Annotated in this window: 1 protein-coding gene; it reads left to right on the top strand. The window is 61.6% G+C overall.

What is annotated here, in order from left to right; all coding sequences use genetic code 11:
* Positions 1 to 183 precede the first annotated feature (183 nt).
* Positions 184 to 1281 carry an NADH:flavin oxidoreductase/NADH oxidase gene (locus B7G66_RS15955; protein ID WP_003617314.1) on the top strand — a complete coding sequence of 366 codons (1098 nt, stop codon included), beginning with the start codon at positions 184 to 186 and terminating at the stop codon, positions 1279 to 1281.
* Positions 1282 to 1413: the final 132 nt, after the last annotated feature.

The following is a 1413-nucleotide window of genomic DNA, read 5'->3' as shown; positions in this document are numbered from 1 at the left end:
ACGCCGGAGGTCGCGGGTTCGAGCCCCGTCACTCGCGCCATTTCACGGTGCATTCCAGAAAATATATGACCTGCCAATCCCGGATACGCAGTTATGCGTGGCGGATGGATGGCTTTGATTGCATCGTGCCCTCATCGGCGGCAGGATGGTGTTCTGTTGTTTTCCCATACGCCAGAGGACCGGATGCCTGACCTCTTTACGCCCTATACCCTCAAGGGGCGCACGTTGCGCAACCGCATCGCCGTTTCCCCGATGTGCCAGTATCTTGCCGTGGATGGTGTCGCGGGGGACTGGCATAATGTTCATTATGCCTCGCTCGCCCGTGGGGGCAGCGCGCTGGTAGTGGTGGAGGCGACCGCCGTCTCCCCCGAAGGACGCATCACGCCGGGGTGTCTGGGGCTGTGGAACGATGCCCAGGCCGATGCCCTGCGCCCCATCGCCCGTGCCATCCGTGATGCAGGCGCGATGCCTGGCATCCAGATTGCCCATGCCGGGCGCAAGGCCAGCGCGAACCGCCCGTGGGAAGGTGATGACCATATCGCCCCCGATGACCCGCGTGGATGGGAAACCATCGCACCGTCCGCCATCGCATTCGGCGCCAACCTGCCCAAGGTACCGCGCGCCATGACGCCGGAGGACATTACCCGCGTGCGGCAGGATTTCGTCGCCAGTGCCATTCGCGCCCGTGACGCAGGGTTCGAATGGTTGATGCTGCATTTCGCGCACGGATATCTGGGACAGAGTTTCCTCTCCCCCTATTCCAACCAGCGCACCGACCTGTATGGCGGCAGCCTTGAAAACCGGGCGCGTTTCCTGCTGGAAACCCTGAGCGATGTCCGCGCTGTCTGGCCTGAGGACAGGCCGCTGAGCGCACGTCTGGGTATGATCGAATTCGACGGCCGCGATACGGAAACGCTGGAGGATGCGATCACGCTGGCGCGTCACTTCCGCACGCTGGGGCTGGATTTCCTGGATGTCAGCATCGGCTTTTCCACACCTACGGCCAAGATTCCCTGGGGTCCGGCCTTCATGGCCCCCATCGCCGCACGTGTGCGCCACGAAAGCGGCCTGCCCGTAGCCACAAGCTGGTACATCAGCAAGCCTGACCAGGCCAACGGCCTGATCCACGATGAATCGCTGGACCTTGTGATGATGGGACGGCCATTCCTTGAAAACCCGCACTGGCCCTATGCTGCCGCACGGGCGCTGGGGCGGCCCGACGCGGCCCATGTACTGCCTGAACCCTATGCCCACTGGTTGGGGCGTTACCGTTCAGAATAACAATCATGACGGGGGGGGCACTGGCCGCCCCCGCACAGCTTCCTTCAGAGGCTGTTTAAAAAGTCAGGCTCAATAACATCCTGAAATTATAAAGGGTTTTTGGTGAAGCTTTTTCCAAAAAGCTTCAGAAGA

Origin of the sequence: Novacetimonas hansenii JCM 7643 (assembly GCF_000964405.1) — a bacterium.
Taxonomy (GTDB): Bacteria; Pseudomonadota; Alphaproteobacteria; order Acetobacterales; family Acetobacteraceae; genus Novacetimonas; species Novacetimonas hansenii.
The sequence above is the reverse complement of the archived record's forward strand: the minus strand, read 5'-3'. Positions and strand labels throughout refer to the sequence as shown.

Excerpts from the sequence above, each read along its gene's own strand:
- B7G66_RS15955 (WP_003617314.1), top strand. The coding sequence starts at position 184 with ATGCCTGACCTCTTTACGCCCTATACCCTCAAGGGGCGCACGTTGCGC.